16 protein-coding genes, 1 tRNA gene and 1 pseudogene are annotated in these 17,632 nt (G+C 64.7%); 5 read left to right on the top strand and 13 right to left on the bottom strand.

The genetic code is table 11. The features are described 5' to 3' along the window. Window positions 1-167 precede the first annotated feature (167 nt). Window positions 168-1,385 (top strand): APC family permease, encoded by a 1,218-nt coding sequence (locus tag CV1CTNOD_RS02700; RefSeq protein ID WP_347402879.1) that lies wholly within the window; start codon window positions 168-170, stop codon window positions 1,383-1,385. A 44-nt stretch (window positions 1,386-1,429) separates the two neighbouring features. Here CV1CTNOD_RS02700 and CV1CTNOD_RS02695 read toward each other — a convergent pair whose 3' ends face one another. The 4 genes from CV1CTNOD_RS02695 to CV1CTNOD_RS02680 all read right to left on the bottom strand — a co-directional run bounded on the left by CV1CTNOD_RS02695 (window position 1,430) and on the right by CV1CTNOD_RS02680 (window position 3,542). After that, entirely contained in the window at window positions 1,430-2,068 is a 639-nt protein-coding gene (locus CV1CTNOD_RS02695) for a hypothetical protein (protein ID WP_131784585.1), read from the bottom strand. A 26-nt stretch (window positions 2,069-2,094) separates the two neighbouring features. Beyond that, a complete protein-coding gene (locus CV1CTNOD_RS02690) occupies window positions 2,095-2,418 on the bottom strand; it encodes a hypothetical protein (protein WP_131784584.1) in 324 nt (107 codons plus the stop codon). Window positions 2,419-2,733: 315 nt separating this feature from the next. After that, complete coding sequence (locus tag CV1CTNOD_RS02685) at window positions 2,734-3,036, bottom strand: WXG100 family type VII secretion target (RefSeq protein ID WP_131784583.1); 303 nt, start codon at window positions 3,034-3,036, stop codon at window positions 2,734-2,736. 302 nt (window positions 3,037-3,338) lie between these two features. Next, the gene (locus CV1CTNOD_RS02680) at window positions 3,339-3,542 is read right to left on the bottom strand and encodes a hypothetical protein (protein WP_131784582.1); all 204 of its coding nucleotides are present in this window, start codon (window positions 3,540-3,542) and stop codon (window positions 3,339-3,341) included. A gap of 2,598 nt (window positions 3,543-6,140) precedes the next feature. Here CV1CTNOD_RS02680 and CV1CTNOD_RS02670 point away from each other — a divergent pair. Then, window positions 6,141-6,866, top strand: coding sequence for a bacterial transcriptional activator domain-containing protein (locus CV1CTNOD_RS02670; RefSeq protein WP_131784581.1), 726 nt, complete (start codon window positions 6,141-6,143; stop codon window positions 6,864-6,866). Between the two features lie 76 nt (window positions 6,867-6,942). Here the strand turns inward: CV1CTNOD_RS02670 and CV1CTNOD_RS02665 are convergent, their stop codons facing one another. Together CV1CTNOD_RS02665 and CV1CTNOD_RS02660 are read right to left on the bottom strand one after the other, a co-directional pair. After that, window positions 6,943-9,087 (bottom strand): serine/threonine-protein kinase, encoded by a 2,145-nt coding sequence (locus CV1CTNOD_RS02665; RefSeq protein ID WP_131784580.1) that lies wholly within the window; start codon window positions 9,085-9,087, stop codon window positions 6,943-6,945. A gap of 132 nt (window positions 9,088-9,219) precedes the next feature. Further along, window positions 9,220-10,770, bottom strand: coding sequence for an MFS transporter (locus CV1CTNOD_RS02660; RefSeq protein WP_165485279.1), 1,551 nt, complete (start codon window positions 10,768-10,770; stop codon window positions 9,220-9,222). Window positions 10,771-10,966: 196 nt separating this feature from the next. On the opposite strand from CV1CTNOD_RS02660, the gene CV1CTNOD_RS02655 reads away from it, so the two are divergent. Then, entirely contained in the window at window positions 10,967-11,482 is a 516-nt protein-coding gene (locus CV1CTNOD_RS02655) for a metallophosphoesterase family protein (RefSeq protein WP_131784578.1), read from the top strand. A 68-nt stretch (window positions 11,483-11,550) separates the two neighbouring features. Next, window positions 11,551-11,623 (top strand) — tRNA-Arg (locus CV1CTNOD_RS02650). 102 nt (window positions 11,624-11,725) lie between these two features. Here the strand turns inward: CV1CTNOD_RS02650 and CV1CTNOD_RS02645 are convergent. The 7 genes and pseudogenes from CV1CTNOD_RS02645 to CV1CTNOD_RS02615 all read right to left on the bottom strand — a co-directional run bounded on the left by CV1CTNOD_RS02645 (window position 11,726) and on the right by CV1CTNOD_RS02615 (window position 15,588). Next, a complete protein-coding gene (locus tag CV1CTNOD_RS02645; protein WP_242606311.1) occupies window positions 11,726-11,998 on the bottom strand; it encodes a tyrosine-type recombinase/integrase in 273 nt (90 codons plus the stop codon). 59 nt (window positions 11,999-12,057) lie between these two features. Further along, window positions 12,058-12,141 (bottom strand): annotated as a pseudogene (locus CV1CTNOD_RS28070) (TIR domain-containing protein); the annotation flags it as partial. 84 nt (window positions 12,142-12,225) lie between these two features. Then, on the bottom strand, window positions 12,226-13,320 hold the full coding sequence (locus CV1CTNOD_RS02635) for a hypothetical protein (RefSeq protein WP_131784577.1): 1,095 nt from the start codon (window positions 13,318-13,320) through the stop codon (window positions 12,226-12,228). A gap of 568 nt (window positions 13,321-13,888) precedes the next feature. Continuing rightward, window positions 13,889-14,206 carry a helix-turn-helix domain-containing protein gene (locus CV1CTNOD_RS02630; protein ID WP_131765014.1) on the bottom strand — a complete coding sequence of 106 codons (318 nt, stop codon included), beginning with the start codon at window positions 14,204-14,206 and terminating at the stop codon, window positions 13,889-13,891. After that, complete coding sequence (locus CV1CTNOD_RS02625) at window positions 14,203-14,568, bottom strand: type II toxin-antitoxin system RelE/ParE family toxin (protein WP_043602838.1); 366 nt, start codon at window positions 14,566-14,568, stop codon at window positions 14,203-14,205. Before CV1CTNOD_RS02625 ends, CV1CTNOD_RS02630 begins: the two co-directional genes overlap by 4 nt. Window positions 14,569-14,998: 430 nt before the next feature. Beyond that, window positions 14,999-15,352 carry a DUF5615 family PIN-like protein gene (locus CV1CTNOD_RS02620; RefSeq protein WP_131784576.1) on the bottom strand — a complete coding sequence of 118 codons (354 nt, stop codon included), beginning with the start codon at window positions 15,350-15,352 and terminating at the stop codon, window positions 14,999-15,001. Next, complete coding sequence (locus CV1CTNOD_RS02615) at window positions 15,349-15,588, bottom strand: DUF433 domain-containing protein (protein WP_047223796.1); 240 nt, start codon at window positions 15,586-15,588, stop codon at window positions 15,349-15,351. Before CV1CTNOD_RS02615 ends, CV1CTNOD_RS02620 begins: the two co-directional genes overlap by 4 nt. A gap of 618 nt (window positions 15,589-16,206) precedes the next feature. Between CV1CTNOD_RS02615 and CV1CTNOD_RS02610 the strand changes: the two genes are divergently transcribed. Further along, window positions 16,207-17,632, top strand: a 1,426-nt coding sequence (locus CV1CTNOD_RS02610; protein ID WP_242606310.1) for a WD40 repeat domain-containing protein, incomplete at its 3' end; no start/stop codon positions are given.

Raw genomic sequence — 17,632 nt, 5'->3', positions numbered from 1 at the left:
TGCAAACATGTGGTAGACGTTGCCTGGCCAGACGGTGTTATGAAGTAGCGGTGTCCGACGACTGCCTTCCCGGTCGCAACGCCGATCTCGATCAGCGGTCGTCTGGCGATCGGCCCGCTTCCCGGACCGATCCGGTCACGGACCCGTACGGTGGGCTACAACGCCGCATCGGCCTGGCCGATGCGGTCATCCTCGGTCTCGGCTCGATGCTCGGAGCCGGTGTGTTCGCCGCATTCGGGCCGGCAGCCCATGCGGCCGGAGCCGGCGTTGTCGTGGGCCTCGCGATCGCAGCCATGATCGCTTACTGCAACGCCATGTCGTCCGCGCAGTTGGCCGCTGTCTACCCCGAGTCCGGCGGAACCTACGTCTATGGGCGGCGCCGGCTCGGCACTTTCTGGGGATTCGTCGCCGGCTGGGGCTTTGTGGCCGGCAAGACCGCAAGCTGTGCGGCCATGTCCCTGACCGCCGGCGCATACGCATGGCCGCAGCATCCTCGGCCGGTTGCGGTCGCCGCCGTGGTCCTGCTCACCACGGTCAACTACTTCGGAATAAGCAAGACCGCCCGACTGACCCGCATTCTGATCATGCTCACCCTGCTCGCACTCGCCCTTGTCGTGCTGGCATGCCTGGCGGGCGGGACTGCCCAGGTCGCACGGCTGAGCCCGTTCTGGTCCGGTAGTGGGCTGGACACCGTGCACAGGGTGCTCCAAGCCGCGGCCCTGCTCTTCTTCGCGTTCGCCGGCTACGCCCGGATCGCCACCCTGGGTGAGGAGGTCCGCGACCCGGCGCGGACAATCCCGAAGGCGATCCCGACCGCGCTTGGGATCACGATTGCCGTCTACGTACTTGTCGGTCTGTCGGCGTTGCTGGCGGTCGGTCCGGACCGTCTGGCGGATGCCGTGGACCCGTTGGCCGTCGCGACCGGTGCCGGCAGCCTCAGGGGGCTGACGCCTGCCGTCCGTGTGGGCGGAGCGCTCGCGAGCCTCGGCGTCCTACTGTCGCTTCTCGCCGGAGTCGGACGTACCGCACTGGCCATGGCCCGTGAACGTGACCTGCCGGGCTGGCTCGCGGTAGTACATCCACGGTACGCGGTTCCGCACCGTGCAGAGTTGCTGCTCGGCGGGATCGTCGTTGCAGTCGTCATCGTGTCGGACGTCCGAGGGGCGATCGGTTTCTCCAGCTTCGCAATCCTCATCTACTACACGATCGCAAATGCCAGCGCCTTTACCCTCGACGGCCCGCAGCGCCGCTGGCTGCGCCCGCTGTCACTTCTTGGTGGTATCGGCTGTCTCGTCCTCGCCCTCACGCTGCCGGTCGTCTCAATCCTGACCTGCCTTGCCATCCTCGCCGTCGGCATCACGATCCGAACCGTGCACAGGTCATAGACCTGCAGGACCATGGTCAGGAACCCTGCCCCGCGGATGCACCGTTACAGCGGAGCAGCGAATTCCCCGCCATCAGGGACAAACCGAAACGTCGAGGTCACCGCGTCGAACAGGTCGTGCAATGCATCCACGAGCACGAGATTCGGGCTGGAACAGGAAACCAGGGCCACCCGGTCGGACCGTGGGATCGGGACGAAGGTCTGCATCATCGTCGTCCTGATCCAACCGGCCTGGTCGGGCAGACTGATGTCCTCCACTCCATATGAGCGTGCTGCCTGCCCGACATGAGGAAGATCAACAAGGGCCACTGTGGTCCAGGTGTCGTCTTGCGAACGAGCGACCTTCTCCGACAGAGTGGACATGATCGCTGATGGAGTCACGCCAGTCACACCAGTGATCCGGTCGCTGTTCGGTGCAAACAGCAGGGATATAGCCACGCTGGCAGACAGGCCTGCGCCTTCTACGGCCTCAGTCATGACCCCGCAGAACAATGCGCCGCCAGCCGCCGCGTCGCTGGCGGCATTTCGGAGCAGCCGGGAGATCGCTGCACGGTTCGCCGCGAGCTCGGGAACACCACGTGTCCGCTCCCGGACCAAAGCGTCGATGGACGCCCGCCGAGTCAGCGGGTTCAGATCGACCTCAAACCAGGTGTCGGGAACACTGATCGAGAAGCCTACGGTCACGGGCTCCTCAGCGGCAATGTATCCGCTCAGTCTCCTCTCCCTCCTTCGTCAGCGGGCTGCGACGCCCGGACCAACTCGGCATCCAGATTGGAATCAACCTGACGCAGGGCCTCCGCCGACTCCGACGCCATCGTCGCCAGCTTGTTCGCATTATCATCGATCTTTTTGCGTCCGTCGCTCCAGCCATGTTCGAAGTCGCCAAGAGCATCTTCGATCTCGGTTGATCCCATCTGCCCCCGGTAGTTCTCCAGCGTCGAACGGGTCGCGTTCATTGCCGAACGGATCGACGTCAGGTTGCTGGCAAGCGAGTCCAGCCCAGGAAGATCGACTGACAACCGATCAACGGTCATCGCACCCACCTCTCTCACGGCGGTCTTATCTCACAGCGCTCCCCATGCGCCCCGGACCGGGTGTATAAGGAGCGCGGCCGATCGGAGGCACGTTCTTCGCCGATCACGGCAACTGGTTACCGCCCCCGGTGGGGCTCGGATGTACCTGACACCCCACCGGACAACGACTGCCTCTCGGTGACCCGGGAATCTAGACCTCCCGGACTTCCCAGATCGGCTTCCGGACCGTCCATATCGGCTTCGCCGATCCGGGCAGGAACCCCGGATCCGGCAGGAACCCCGAGCGCGAATCATGATCGCGTTGCCTTCGGCCCGCTAACCCTGGCCGCGCAGCGAGCTCGCGAGCTGGGCGTCAGCGGTCCGGAACACTTCAGCCGCCTTCTTCAAGTATTCAGCCATTCCGTCGAGCCCGGCCAGTGTGTTGGTGACGCCGGTGTTGAACCTGTCGTAGGATCCCTGGAACTGCACGCTTGACTGATCGGTGACATACCCACCCGCAACCAAGGCGTCGACCGTTTTCTTCAGTGCGACAAGCTGGGCCTCGATGTCGACCTTGCCGTTCCTGAGCCTGATGCTCGCATCGTCCATTTCCTGGTAGGTGACGTTGAGGTTGGGCATTTTCAAACCCCTTTCAGGTAGGTAGGTCAGCTCCTGGCAGCGAACAGGAAGCGCATACGGGATCGGCCGTTGCAGCGGCCTGGCCTGGCCTTCGAACCGTACCGATCAGAAGCGGCGTATCAGACGCTTCCCATCTCAGTCCAAAAATCACATCCAAGCATGATAGTGATATCGTTGCATCCCCGGCTGTGCTGCTTTTGGCAAACACGGTGCCGGATCGAGAATCGAACCTGCGACCTCACTCCCGTAGGTCATGCCCGCCGGACACGACCTAACAGCCTCGCCATCAGAGTTATCGCATATCAACGCCGTCCGCAACACATTTCGCATGCTTTGTAACCATCTGCCTTGTACCGGTTTACACCATAGTGCCCGTCTGCGACAAGGCTGACAGGAGGACGCATGTCCGCCCCGGCATGGATCGGCCGCATGATCGGCCCGATGCCGATGCCGATGCCGATGCCGATGCCGATGCCGATGCCGACGCCGGTTTCCTGGTATCCCACCGAGCTGACAGTCCAGCAGGCCAGTTATCCACAGCCGGGTTATCCACAGACAGGACGATGCGATAGCCGGTTCAGTCTCGGGGGAAGACGATGAGCCCCGTGACACCGCCCTGCCTCGATCAGACCGAACGGCGACGTTCGGGTCTGCCAACCAGGCGCCGCCCTCTCGGCGGAAACTCGCAGAAGCTGGTAGGCAGGCTGGCTGCCGCCTTGTTGTTCTCCGAGCTGTTCTCCAGCGCAGCCATCCTCTTCCCACCTACCTCGGGTGAGTGTGGCCAACATCCGGCGGTCACGCCGGCAGCAGTCAAGACCGTGCTTGGAGATGCACACCTGACCGAAGCGACAGGGACGAGCGGGCATGAGCTACTCACGACGCCGCCACATGAGGAGCGGAGCGCCACGCCACTCCACAACGAGATCGTAAGATACCATCCTGTTACCAACCAGCCGAGTCCTCTCTCGGAGGCAGCCCCGGAGTCGGTGGACACTCGAACGCAGGCGCTACTGAGGTACTACGGCGTACGACTATCCATCGCCTTATCTGCCATACTGACGGCAGGAGTGATGGTTGCACTAATGAGGCGACGGCTACGATCTAGCGGCAGCAACCCCCTTGGGCAGCTCGGGACCGGGTTCCGCCTCGCCGCGGACGTGAGGGCGGCCCAATTTCTCGATCAGGCATTGCGGCTTCTTTCCGCAGAGCTCACCGCAGCTGGCCGCGCTCTGCCATCCGTGTACGCGGCAACCCTCTCCGACAGCGAGCTCGTCCTGCATTTCGCACCAGTCGAACCTGACGGGCCGCCCGCACCGTGGCGGGCTGGCGAGATACCGGGTGCCTGGCTCATCGAGCGGGTCGCCACCACAATGGATGGTCTACCCGTTGATGCTGGATTGAGAATCCCGGCAGGCACACCAGCTCCCTATCCAGGCTTGGCCACTGTGGGTACGGACGACCGGGGAGCTCACGTTCTTATTGACATCGAGGCTGCTCCCGGGATCGTCAGCCTTGGCGGAGATGCCGCGCTCGCACGGGAAGTGGCCGTGTCCATCGCGGTGGAATTGTCCACGAATCCCTGGTCGGACGACCTCCGCATATACATGATCGGGTTCTCCGAGCGCTTCGTGCCGATCGCCCCGAATCGGCTGCGATCCAGCACCAGCCTCGGTGAAATCCTGGACGAACTGGAAAATCGCGAGTCGCGGCGCGGCCGTACAACTGGCGGCGGGGTCCTGAGCAGCGGACCCCGTCCGGTACTCCGGGGACGGCAGGCCGCCCGAAACCAGGTATTGTGGGCACCGGACCTGCTGGTTCTGTCCGCTCCTCCGTCCGGCGATGAAGTAGCACGGCTTTCAGCTCTCTGCGGGGGCCCCAACCGGGGAGTCGGTGTTGTGACCGTCGGCGATTCGACCGCGGCGCGCTGGCGCTTCATGGTGAGTTCTGCCCGTAGGTTGCATCTCGGTGTCCTGGGCCTGGAGATCAGTGCTCAGACGCTGAGCACACATGAGTACCCCGCCATTATCAAGATGTTCCGCAAAGCGAACACGGTATACACGATCCCTGGCCCAGCACGCGCCATATCGCATACCACAGGAACGAAAACCGTAGATCCAAGCTACCCGTACCCCGCCTTTCCGCCGCCACAACAGGTCTCTTCTCCGGGCGCACAGTCACTGCGCCGTTCCGACCTCAGGGGCGACGCAGCGCAACTGGGCAACCGCCGCCGCGGGAGCGCGGAGGCCGGTGAAGTCATCGCGTTCCCGGACGGAAAGCGGAGAACTCCCACTCCAGATGCCGCTCAGATGTTGACGCCATGGGTGCCCGAAGTTCCGCCGTGGATGCGTCCGCACACGTCCGCGACGGCATCAGAGCCCCTCCGTCGAGATCATCCACCGATTCCACCGGTGCCGCCGGTGCCACCCCCATCCGCACCCCCGCGGACACCCCCGCCGGCCATCGCTCCTCCGGCTGGCCGGCCGCCCAAACCACCGCTACCCCCGAGCGAACCACCGACGCGATTTGCAGAGCATTCGGACAGCCCCGACCCGGCAGAACACATTCATGATCTTTTCCTGTCCGAGAGTACGTCTACTCAGGGATTCCGGGATACATCCGCCTGGGAGAACGGGGCAATGCCGGAGTGGGAAGCCCGAGCTGCCGAGGCGCCCGCAGAGCCTGTGTCGCTGCGTTCTCCCAGTGCGCAGGACATGCCCCCGCATCCGCTCCCATCACCGACCGTCTTCCCAGCCGGGGCTCCCCGCCTGCCATCCGCGCATCCTCTGGATGAGATTTGGCCAGCACCATCACCGATCCCGACAGCGCAACCACTGAAGGCAGCAGAGCCAGTAGCTCAGCCTCCCTGGCGAATCCCGCCGAGTGAACTGCTCGCGGGCACGGCTCCCACTGACGGCAGCCTGCCCTGGACGGGCCCGCCTGGCAGCACACTGCTACCCGTTCTTTCGGCTCCGCCTCCACAGCCAGCGGCATCGCCGCCGGCTGTACCGCCACCGGCTGTACCGCCACCGGCTGTACCGCCACCGGTGATGCTGTCGGCCGGCTCCGGAAATTCGTCCCAATCGACCGATGCTGAAATCCGGATCATGGGGGACATCGCCGTCGAGGCACCCGGTCCCTGTAATCCAGATCGCAGGGACTTCCTCACCGAACTGGTGGTGTATCTCGCTCTCCATCGCTCAGGAGTGCTTCCCGGCGTTCTCAGCGCGGCGCTCCTGCCGCCCGGGGCTGCCGATGACATGATCAGGGGAGCTCTCGACCAGGTCCGTACCTGGCTTGGGGCAGATGACGGAGGTCATCCACGTATCACGGTCGGTGATGACGGACGCTGGCGCCTCGCTGACGGCGTCCGGTGCGACTGGGACTTTTTCGTCGCCTACGCCCATCGGTCCGCCCAACCGGAGTCAGACGCCGAAAGTGATCTGACTACAGCATTGCGGCTGGTCACAGGCCCATTGTGGGCGAATTTACCGAAAGGCTACTACCGATGGCTGGCCTCAAGCAGGATCAGGACGACCACAGCCACCGCCGTTGTCGACGTGGCCCATCGGCTCGCCAGCCTGACGCTCGGTCATGGCGATACTGTCACCGCTATCGCGGCATGCCGTACAGGCCTGCGTGCTGCGCCGACGGCCGAGGTTCTGTGGCGAGATCTGCTACGCACGGTAGCAGCCCGCCGTGACCGTAAGGCTCTGGAAGCAGTGATCAACGAGATGTACCAGATGATCGCACCACGACGGACCGGCCTCAAGGTCCAGGCGGAAACGGATGCGCTGGTACACGAGCTGTTACCGGGATTCCGCCGTCGATAGGAGGTCGTCAATAGGAGGTCGGTAGGGGATGTCATCGATGGAAGGACGACGGGGCCCGCCCGCTTCACCTGTTGGATCAACCGTACGGCCCGCCGGGGCGGTATGGCAGAGGACCGGGAGGGTAGCTCGGCGGAGGCGGTTGCCATGGTCCCGGGATAATCCGTGGGCCCCGGAGGCGTGTCCCGAAAAGTGCCAGGACCGCGATTGCTCCGAAGGCGGCAAGGTGGATGCTTGACAGATCCAGCGTGGTTTCACCAAGGCGTATCACAACATCGCGCGTTCCCCGGGCCAGCATGACGTGTCGTAGCAGCGCCACGGCAACAGCCACCCTGGCCGCAAGCAGGAAGAGCCGGTCCGACCGACGATCGCAGAGCAGGCCGAGAGCCAACAGCCCGATCAGCACCGCAAAGTTGTCGACCGCGTAAACATAGAGGTCCGGATGAAACATCTCGAGTGCGCAGAGTCCGACCACAATCGCCGCGGTGAAGAACGTCACGCAGCGGGGCTGCACGAACAATGTGGCGAGAAGCAGCACGCCACCGATCACAGCTGTTCCGATCAGGCTCGGCTGCTCCGAAAAGACGTGGTACTTCCAACGCAGCTCCGCGGGGGCGAACACGACGACACCCAGGCCACCGGCCAGCAGACAGAAAACCGTCCATCGACGGAAAGTCCATCCGGCGGTCCAACCTCGCCAGCCGAGGATGACGACCAGTGCCGCAGCGGCACCAGTTATGATCAGCCACCCCCCGACGTCGAGCGACGAGCCGTCGAGCGACGAGCCGAACTTCGACGAGCCGAACTCCTCCTGGAGAAAGCCGAGTTTCGCGATCGACATCACAGACAGACCGACCACGCATCCGGCCGCGAAGTCACGCCAGGCAGCCCAGCGGTTTCCGATTACCAGACCGACAGTCATCACCGGCAGCGTAAGGAATGCTACCGCAACCTCCCCAAAAACGTCCCATACGTCGTAGCCGTTGACGATTACAGGTATCCCCAGGGCGAAGGCCCGCAGCGTCACGGGAATGGCCGTGAGCACCGCTGCCGCCAGCAGAGCGGCCAGAACGGGTATCGACATCGGCGAAGAGCGGCCAAACCATCCCTGCTGGGGTGGGCCGGGCGGTGCGAGGATCCTGCGCCGGTCCGTTCCGGCCGGTGGAGGTGGAGGCTGCGCACTCGAAAGATCGCCCTGGACGGGCTGCTCCTCGGCATCCCACGGCGGGAGCGGAGGTCCGACCCGGGTGTGGCCCGTTTCGGGTGGTGGCGACGGAGTCTGCCAACCCGACCACGCAGATGCCTGGCCGCGGCCGGCGGAGGGCTGGGGCGGTCCGAACCGGCCGGGCGATGGCGCATCATCCAGGTCACCGCGGATGACGCGCGTGGCAATCTGTTCGGCATCGGTGACGCCGTATATCTGCCGTCCGGTGAGGCTGGCCACCACATCCACGGCGGTGAAGCGCTCGGCCGGCGACTTCGCCAGCGCTCGGGCGATCATGGAGGCGAACGGGGCCGGAATCCCCTCGAGATCGGGAGCGCCTCTCAGGACCCGAGCCATCGACGCCGCCGGCGTCTCGGCCGCGAACGGATGCCGGCCCATTGCGGCAAACGCAACGCAAGCGCCCCAGGCGAAGATGTCGGCGGCAGGCCCGGCCCGTTCTCCGGAAAGTTGTTCAGGAGCCATCCACGCGACGGTTCCGATACTGAAGCCGGTTTTCGTGTTCATGGTGGCGTCCGAGAGCCGGGCGATACCGAAATCGATGACCTTCGGCCCGTCCCAGTCCATGATGATGTTCGCGGGTTTGAGGTCGCGATGTACCACACCAGCCGCATGGATGACGACCAGGGCCTCGGCAAGACCGACCGCGAGGCTCATCAACGTTGTGCCGTCCAGACGGCCGCGGCGGCGTACCGCGTCTGCCAGGCTCACGCCGTCCACGTAGGCGGTCGCCATCCAGGGACGGGGGGCGTCCACGTCGGCATCCAGCACTTCGGCCACGAAAGTGCCACGAACCCGCCGGGCGGCGGTGACCTCCTGGCGAAAACGGGCACGGAACTCGGGGTCCGCTGCCACGTTCCGGTGCGGGAGCTTGATTGCCACAGGTGTGTCGTCCGGGGCGAAAGCCTGATAGACGACTCCCATGCCGCCTTCGCCGAGACGGCCGTGCAGCCGGTAAGGCCCGACGGAACGCGGATCGTCAGCAGCCAGCGGCGCCAGCACCGGCTCCCCTCTCGCCAACCCCCGTCACGAGCGGAGAGTACCCGACTGGACCGATCTCACCGGCCTCCCAGTCAAAAACCTGCCGGACATTTGCAGGCCGTCACCAGGTCCGTGATATGGACATCATCGAGATCAGACGGACAGAGCGGGTGCAAGGATCGCAACCGTCGCGGCGAGAACGACCACAACGATCATAGCGGCGTGCAAGTTGATCATTTCCGCGAGTCCGCCGACGAGCGGTGGACCTATGAGCCAACCCACGTAACCAAAGCTGATGACCCTGGCAACAGCGGCTCCGGCGGACGAAGACGCAGCCGGACCCGAGCCACGAGCGCCGAGCAGCCCCGCTGCAGATATCGCTGTCGGGACGACACATGCCAATCCGACACCGATGGATCCGAAGCCGACGATCCCACCAAGCGTTCCGATGCCGGTGTCCGCGACGGCCAGCGCGGAGAGGAACACGACACTCGTGGTCCCGGCCGAAACCCGGACCATACGGGCGGCTCCGACAGCGCCTATCACCCTGTCACCCACCAGACGCCCGATCAGCATCGTCCCTATGAACAGGACGAAACCGATGCCGGCGACATCCGTGGATGCACCCGTCACGTCCCGCAGGTAAAGGGTGCTCCAGTCCGCGGCCACACCCTCGCACAGGAAGCTCGACAGGCAGATGAGGCAGAGTGTGACAAGCGGACGGTTGGCCCTGTGGCGGACGTTCGGGCCGCGTCGAAGATTGCGCGGATTACGTGCCTCCGCGAGCACCCTGCCCCCGGTCGTGTCGGTCGCCCCGGTCCTCTCGGCGTCCTCACATTCCTCGGCATCCTCAGCCAGAGAGATCGGCGTCGGCGCGGGAAACGCTGGACAGCCACGATCGCTGATCGACATCGCGTGCCCGACCATCATGACGTCGACAGCCGCATTCATGTCATTTCCGGCATTTACGCCGGCCGTATCCCAAACAGCCCTATCACCGACAGCCCTATCACCGACAGCCCTATCACCGACAGCCCCATCACCGACAGCTGTATCTGCGACGACTACATCTGCGACGGCCACGGCGCCGGTGACCCTGGCGCCAGCGACGTTCCCCGCCTCCACCGGGACAGGTGTATAACGCACAATCAGTGTGTCGTCAGAAGCAGGTGCGTCGCGCGGCAGCATCATCAGGGTCGGCGGAAGGCCGATGGCGAGTCCGAGTGCGCCGACACCGGCGAACTGCCAGCCGAGAGATGTCCCGATGGCCGTTCCAGCCGCTCCCAACACGGCCCCGACAAGCGCACCCGCCGTCCATGCCGCATGCAGCCCCGACATGATCGGACGTCCGTAACGTCGTTCCACATCGGTGGCCTGGGCGTTGACCGCGACGTCGAGCCCGCTGCCACTGGCTCCCCAGAACGCGAGCACCACAAACAGCATGGGCAGGGAGCCTGCGCCGACGACGAGTACACCAGCGAGGCAATACACGACAAGGCTGGCCCGGATCACGGGAACGCTGCCGACGCGTCCGACGAGAAAACCAACGGCCCACATTGTCAGCACCGCACCGGCCGGTGCTCCAAGTAACGCCAATCCGAGCTCGCCGTCACTCAACGCAAGCGACGCTTTCACCTCGGGGATGTGGGGAATCCAGGACGCGAAGACGAAGGCGTGGACGAAAAGGCCGCCCGCTGTTGCCAACCTGGCCGCCCGGGGCAGGGGTCCGCCCAGTGGTGACACCTCTGATAACAGCTGGCCAGACACTGCAGGAAGCGTACCTCCCAACTCCTACCTGTCCGGCGGAATTTCGGCAGCCCTTCATGATCTGTGCACCGGCAACCGTTTTCCGTGCCGGCAACCCGCTTTCCAGCCGAAGCCGTCGAGGCAGACTCGGTGGATGAAGCTCGTACTGCTTGCCGACACACACGTGCCGGTCCGCGCTCGCGACCTGCCTGCCCCGGTGTGGACGGCAGTTGACGACGCGGACGTAGTGATCCACTCCGGAGACTGGATCGACGTGACCCTGGTGGATCGGCTCAAGGCCAGGGCGTCACGCCTGATCGGCTGCTTCGGCAACAACGACGGGCCCGAGATCCGCAAGCTGCTGCCGGAGGTGGCGCGCGCCGATCTTGGCGGAATCCGGACGGTGGTCGTGCACGAGACCGGGACGGCCGCCGGCCGAAACCAGCGGGTCAGCGGCACCTACCCAGACGCCGACCTGGTTGTTTTCGGCCACTCGCACATCCCCTGGAACAGCATGGTCGAGCGGCCGGACGGCGGCGGGCCGGTCCGGCTGCTCAACCCGGGCTCCCCGACGGACCGCCGCCGTCAGCCGCACTGCACGTTCATGACAGTGCCGATCATCAACGGTCGCATGGGGGACGTCGTGCTGCACCGGCTACCGCCACGCTGATGCCCGTTCGGAGATCGCGGACTGGTGTTGTACTCTTGCTCAGTCGGTCCGCCACGGCGGCCCGGCAGGCGCTCGTAGCTCAACGGATAGAGCACTTGACTACGGATCAAGAGGTTGGGGGTTCGAGTCCCTCCGAGCGCACGCTGGTTGAGGCAGGTCAGAGCCCCGCAGCCGATCACACGGCGCGGGGCTCTGGGCTTTTCTGATCTCCAGTACTGCAGTTTGTACTGCAATTGGAAACGATCAGCTCGCGGACGTCCCGGCACCACCCTCGCCATCGTCACGTTCCGTGGCATCCGGCCGAGTCGGTAGGACCAGCCGGCCAAGGATGCCATCCATGCTCGCCGCCGTCCCACGTCGGACGTCTTCGAGGACATCGATGTAGATGTCCGCTGTGGTCGCAATCCGGGTGTGCCGGAGCAATGCCCGGATCTCGTTGAGATCCACCCCGGCGCGGAAAAGCAGCGTGGCCGACGTGTGCCGGAGATCGTGAACACTTGTCCGGTGGACGCCCACACAACACCATCCTCATACAGGACAGCAACGTTCCTCCGGCCGAGTTTCGCGGTTACGTAACCAAGTTCGAGAATGACGTTCTGGCGCGCGCGAGGCTGAAGGTCACTCACCCCCTTGATGCGCCCTTCATCGTTGGCAGTCATGAGGACAACAGGGGGCACCGATACCCGCCGCCGACCTCGTACGCCGCCCAGAGGCACCCGAACCCCCGTCCCGTCGACGCCGGATCATCCCTGAAACTTGGAGGCCGAGGTCTGGCGCCTACAGTCGACGACATATGTGTCGATCACGTGGTTCGGCACGACAGCGCTTCTGATCGTTTCTGCAACCTCGCGGCTGTCCCTCTCGTGACACATGATCACATAGCTGCCAAAGATGGTGCTCGCCGCATCCATGTAGCGAGGGAGCTGAACCTGAAGACCGTGCAGGATCTTTGCGGTACTCGTATCCTTCTTGAACTCTAAAATATGAGCCGCTTCGCCGAGGTCGAGCGTCAGATCCGTAGCCCCGACTCCATGATCGGCATTTGGGTGAACGGATATTCGCAATGCGCCGAAGGTAAGCTGGGAAAATAGCTTAAACAGTCCTTGGTGGCGTGTCTCGTGGGCAGGTTTGCCGTTCTGGTCGTAAAGATGGCGCCAGGCACCTTGCTTTTCCACCGCCTCGGTGAACCTTTCAACGGTGTCCTTCACCGCGTAGGCGAGCGCGGCATAGTCCGGTGTCGATTCTATCTTCACGGTTGGTAACACGTTCGGGAAGGGGTTCTCCTTCGCAAGACGGTCAAGCATGCTCTGGCCGACCGAAAGACTAAGCAGGTCCGTGTCCTTCAGGGAGAAGAGCGGATCCCGATATCCGGCAATCACGAGATCGAACTTCTTCGGTGAGAGTAATCGCCCGACCACGAGCGAGACGTCGTCCTGTTCAACCATGTTGACAGCGGCGGAGTTTGTTATACGGCACTCTGGGCGAACAACGGAGGTTATACTGTCGCCCCCTTGCAGCCGGATCGTTGCCAGTTGGTTTCCATCACTGGCGGCCGCGTAGGAGGTGACTCCTGAGTGGACAAACCAGTCACCGATCGCGGGCGGATATTCGGTCACCTCGCGCAGGCCCAACGCGCGAATTAAATCACCTGCGACCAGTCCTATGACCGCGCTTCGCCGAAACGAGCGCATGACGTCCGGCCCCTCGCTTTCCCAAACCGCGTCGAGCATCTGTCTGCCGAGGGGGGACAAGAACTGGCGGAGAGCATTCAGTCGTACGTAGTAGGCCTGGAAGGAAAGATTCTCGTCTTCCGCCGCGGGAACACCGTTCCAGGCCACATGCCCTCCTTCGGGAGAGCGCCACCATATCGTGGTCCGGTTCTCCACGGAATCGGGGCCGGCTGCGCCGCCGGAGATTGGGGGTTGGTGCTCTGGAGGACTCGCCGGGCCAGCTGGTGAGTCCGGGTCCGGACTCGGACTCTTGCCGGTCGCGGTCGCGACTCGGGATCTTGACCCGACGAAGGACCGGAGTCGGCTGGTCGGGCCGATCCCGGTACGGCCGCACCGGTCGGAGGCCGGTCGCGCCGACTCGCGCCTACCGCACTGGCCCCGCCGCTACGCCACCCTTGACCCGACCGGCGTCCCGCGCAGGCAACGGCGCTGACCGGGGAACGAGACAAAGAAATGGGAGGCACGAGGAGCCGCCGTGGCCCTTTGAGTCGGTCCGCAGCCAGTACACCGGATCATGGAAAACCTCTGAAGATGACGGCAGACGCCGCGAGATATCTTCGCGTCAGAGCCCCGCAGCCGATCACACGGCGCGGGGCTCTGGGCTTTCTGTGGCAGCGGGTGCAGCAACGGCCCTCAGCCCAGGAAGCCGTCGGGTGCGTTGCGGTGACGAAACAGGTCAAGCGATCGCGGCGATGTCCCCGTCGTCAAAGTAGATCGCCTGGTGCAGCCGGCCGCCAAGAGCAGCAGCGTATCTGGTGACCACATCCTGACCGGAGAGTGAGCCCTGCTCGATCTGCGAGATCCGGCCCTTGGTCACCCCCATCCGCTCGGCCACCTGCTGCTGGGTCAGACCCCGCGCACGACGCACCTCAGCAAGCCGGTGCCCCACCGCGACCGCAAGAAGCTCCTGCTTGCCGGCGGCGACCGCCTCCTCCCCACCGGCCCGGGCGACCTGCTCGGCACGGACATCAGCCCACCGTATGTAACCACTCATCGCCGATCACCCTCCTCCTGGCCGCGTTCCACCAGGTAGCTCTTGTAGCGTTGCTCCGCCAGTGGAATCGCTTCGTCGTACCAGGCGTTCCACTGCCCGGCTTTGTCCCCGGCAACAAGCAGGATGCTCGAACGCCACGGATCGAAGCAGAACAAGATCCGTACCGTGCCCGGTCTGAGTTCCTTCAGGTTCGGCAGCGACGAGCCGCTGATCGTGTCGACCAGCGGTCTCCCCAGCCCGGGGCCGGTCTCCGCGAGCAGGTCGATCGCCTGGACGACCCGCGCGTGTGTCGCGGCGTCCAGGCCGTCGATCCAGTCACGGACCTCGTTGACGAGGTAGACGTCCCACTGCCGCCCGTCCATCAAGCGAGTATAGCTCTCGCTAAACCATGGCACCGCGAAGACCACCAAGATGACCATAGTCAGAACGACTGACAGCCAAGTTGACAGCCAAGCCGGCGGACGAGGGTGGAGGTTGGTGGACGCCCATGGACAGAGCCCACCAGGTCAGCGGACGGGGCGGACCTCTGTGGACGTCGACGGAAGATCCAGATCTAACTACGGATCAAGAGGTTGGGGGTTTGAGTCCCTCCGAGCGCACGTCAGGTTGAGACAGGTCAGCAATGCGGCGCCGTCTTCGAGACGCACCGTGGTGCGCGAAGATTCAGTCCCGAATCTTCGCGTCAGAGCCCCGCAGCCGATCATACGGCGCGGGGCTCTGGGCTTTTTTGATCTCTAGTACTGCAGTTTGTACCCGCCAGACGTTTCCAGTGGCGGAGCATAGCCAGCCGGCCTATCGGCGGATCCGGAGCAGGCCGCGGTGGGCCACCGTCACAGCACCGACAAGATCGGAAAGATCGTGATGGATGATCAGATCCTCGACAGCCGCGATCACGGCACGTGCGGACTGGTTGTCGAGTCGGAAGACCACGATCCCGCTGTGCGACCCGGGCAGGTAGGTGCGGATGTTCCCAAAGCCGCGGTCGAGAGTGAACACGATGCGGTTCTCAGCGACCGCAGCCGCGAGCACATCAGGATCGGAGCGGCCTGCCAGGCCCTCGGCGAACACGGTGTCCGCGTCGATCCCATACTTGGCGAGCCGTTCAGCGAGCGAGACGGGCAGGCCCTCGTCAAGCTTGACCCTCACGGGGCAGTATGCAGCGGAACGAGATCCTCCCGGGCCAGACGCGCGCCATAAGCAGCAGCGGCCCGGATCCCCGACACGGTCAGCGACGGGTACTCGGCAACGATCTCCTTGTCCGACATACCGTCGGCGAGACAGTCAAGGACAACGCTCACCGGCACCCGGGTCCCCCGGATGCACGCCTGTCCATGACCGATCGTCGGGTCGGCCACGACAAGCGCCAGAAGATCTTCTGCCATGCCTCCCAGTATGCGCCCGGATCTCAGTATCAGCCGGCCGTCCCGTGGTCCATGACGTGGCACGGCTGACAGCCAAAGTGACAGCCAAGCCGGCAGACGAGTACAGACAGCTATGGACCACGGTGGACGGAGCGTGCGAGGTCGGCGGACGCGGTGGACGTCCACGGATGCCAGCGGAAGATCCAGATCTAACTACGGATCAAGAGGTTGGGGGTTCGAGTCCCTCCGAGCGCACGCTGGTTGAGGCAGGTCAGAGCCCCGCAGCCGATCACACGGCGCGGGGCTCTGAGCTTTTTTGATCTCTAGTACTGCAGTTTGTACTGCAATTGAAAACGATCAGCGCTCGGGCGCTCCGACGCCATCCATGCCATCGTCACGTTCCGTAGCATCCGGCCGAGTCCACGGAGTCAACCGGCCAAGGATGCCGTCCACCCATGCTCGCCGGCCGCTCACCGATCCGGTTCACCCGCCTGCCGCTTGAGACGAGGATCTCGACGCCTGGATCGCTCGAAAATCGTCGATCATGAAGGATGGATAATATATCCCATCGCAAACGATGTCAGCATTCCGTCCCGCACACCGCCGACCCGGATGTCGGCCGCACCCCGGGAGGGCGAGATGCCGCCCGCCAACGGCCTCTACAGGGTTTCCTGGCAGTTACTCGAACGGGACGAAATGTGCGCAGCGCTGCGCGCCCGTGACTTCGGCGCGGCCTTCCGGCTGATGAAGCAGTACGACGGTGCCAGCCAGGACCGCATCGCCTCCCCTGTGGAAGGACTCACCCAGAGCCGCGTCAGTCGGGTCATGCGCGACAAGGAACGCATCATCTCCATTCACCTGATCGAGCGTATCGCCGACGGCCTCCGCATCCCTGGCCATCTGCTCCGCTTGGCTCCGCGCCCGTGGGAGATCCCCGATCCCGCATCCGGACCAGCACCGCCGAACGCCTGCGGGGACGCTCCCGCGCCTGTCACACCCACCGCGCTCACGACGCCTGAGGGTCCGGTGCCCCCGCCAGCCAACTACACCGGACGGGAACGACTCCCGTTTGTCGAGATCGACATTTCCGCCGATGACTCAGCGCAGCGGTCACCAAGTCCCCACTCGATTGGTAGACCCCTCGCCGGCCACGCTGGCGAGGTACGGTCAGTGGCGTTCGCAGCGGACGGACGCGCCCTGGCCAGCGGTAGTGTCGATGGGATGGTGCGTCTGTGGGATGTCACGGACCCGGCTGCACCGCACCCGAGCGGCAATCCCCTCACCGGCCACACTGACGGGGTGATGTCCGTGGCGTTCGCGCCGGACGGACGCACTTTAGCCACCGGTGGCGCCGATGGAACCGTAAGGCTGTGGGATATCACGGACTCGACCGCAGCGCACTCGAGTGGCAATCCCCTCACCGGCCACACCGGCGGGGTGATGTCCGTGGCGTTCGCGCCGGACGGACGCACTTTGGCCAGCACCGACCGCCGAAAAGTATGGCTGTGGGACGTGACCCGCCCTACCCGGCCACGCCGGATCCGTGCCTGGTCCACCGGTCACGTCAACGGGGTGCGGCCGGTGGCGTTCGCGAAAGACGGGAGCACGCTGGCAACCGGCAGCGCCGACGGGACGGTGCGGCTGTGGAATGTCGCGGAGCCGCATTCAGGCGGCACGCCCCTTACCGGCCACAACGGCGAGGTGCGGTCGCTGGCATTTGCGCCGGAAGGACGCACCCTGGCCGCTGCCACCGCCGACGGCACGGTAAGGCTGTGGGATGTCACAAACCCGGCCGTACCACACCTGAGCGGCAAACTTCTCACCAGCCGCACACACGGGGTGCTGGCAGCGGCGTTCGCTCCGGACGGACGCACTTTGGCTACCGGCAGCACCGACGCGACCATCCGGCTGTGGGATCTCACCGACCCGACCGCGCAAAGGCCGGGCAAAACCCTCGCCGGCCACACCGACAGGGTGACGTCAGCGGTGTTCACGGCCGACGGACGCATCCTGGCCACCGGCCTCCGTCTTTCACCGGGGTCGGTGATGTGGGGGGCTGACCTGG

This window comes from Protofrankia symbiont of Coriaria ruscifolia, assembly GCF_900634745.1.
GTDB classification, from domain to species: domain Bacteria; phylum Actinomycetota; class Actinomycetes; order Frankiales; family Frankiaceae; genus Protofrankia; species Protofrankia californiensis.
Note: the sequence above shows the minus strand (reverse complement) of the source record. Positions and strands in the feature narration are given on the sequence as shown.